The sequence below is a fragment of the Mesorhizobium sp. M7A.F.Ca.US.014.04.1.1 genome, assembly GCF_003998745.1.
Lineage (GTDB): Bacteria > Pseudomonadota > Alphaproteobacteria > Rhizobiales > Rhizobiaceae > Mesorhizobium > Mesorhizobium ciceri.
The window spans coordinates 1-1,235 of the sequence record NZ_RZRW01001026.1 but is presented as its reverse complement, the minus strand read 5'-3'; the positions used below and the strand labels follow the sequence as shown (position 1 = coordinate 1,235).

Genomic DNA, 1,235 nt, shown 5'->3' with positions numbered 1-1,235 from the left:
CAACGAGCAGGTGTCGAACGCCGAGGCGCAACTCGTCTCGCGCGCCAATGTGATCGCCGAGACCTTCACCGCGGTTGGCCAGCATATCGGCCAGAGCACCAACGATGCCGCCAAGACGATCGGCGCCAACACCCGCGAACTCAACACCATGCTCGCGGCGCGTTCGGCCGAAATGTCGAAGATCCTCGACGAAACCGCACGGCCTTTGGTCGAGCGCTTCGCCCAGGGCGGCTCGGAACTGCAAAAGAGCATGGAAGAGGTCACAGAACGCGCCACCGAGAAGCTGCGCAGCGAGAATGCCGCACTTGTCGACGCGCTCGCCAACCGCACCGCCGAAACCTTGTCGGCGGTCGAGGGTGCCCGCTCGTCGCTGTCCGACAGCGTCGCCGACCTCATCGGCCGGATGACCAAGTCCAGTTCGCAGCTCGGTCAGCTGATCGAGCAGGCCGCGGTCAATCTCGGCCAGGTCGATGAACGCCTGAGCGGCAGCACGCAAAGCTTCGCCGCCACCACCGAGAAGGCCGCGCAGACCTTTGCCAGCTCGGCACGTCTGGTCGATTCGAACACGACAAGGCTGACGGAACTGTCGTCGTCCACCTTGCGCGAGGTCGCGTCGATTGCCACCAAGTTCGACGAGCACAGCCGCCTGCTGTCCAGTGCTTCGGACCTGTTGAGCTCGGCCCAGAGCAACCTCGAACACACGCTCGAACGGCAGTCGTCGCTCGAAGACCTCGCCGTCGGCCTGGTCAAGAAGTCGGAAGATCTCGAAAGGGTCATGCGCTCGTTCGAAAATCTCGTCGGCCAGACGCTGCAGAACGCCGAAGGCAAGACGATGGAGTCGGCCGACAAGATCCGCAACGCCATCACCGACGTCGTCGACTCGGCAACCAAGCGCTTTGCCGATGCGACCGAGGAGATGCGGCGCACAGCGGGTTCGATCAAGAGCGAGCTCGACCTGACCCGCGCCGAGCTCAAGAAGGGCGTCATCGAAATGCCGGAAGAGGCCAAGGAATCGACTTCGGCCATCCGCCGCGCCGTTTCCGAGCAGATCAACGCCCTGAAGGAGCTTTCGGACATCGTGGCCAAGTCCGGCCGCGGCGGTGAAGGGTCCGAACCACGCAACCTGCGTCCGGCGCCGCAAGCGCCGGCCGCACGCGCTGCCGAGCCGCCGCGCCGAGCACCGGCACCGCAGCCGGACCTGCGCACGCCTCAGGCGCCCTTGGGCGGCCCTGCAT

General features: G+C 65.4%; 1 pseudogene. It reads left to right on the top strand.

The window, feature by feature from the left end:
- Nucleotides 1-1,235: pseudogene (locus tag EOA22_RS34165) on the top strand (kinesin); the annotation flags it as partial.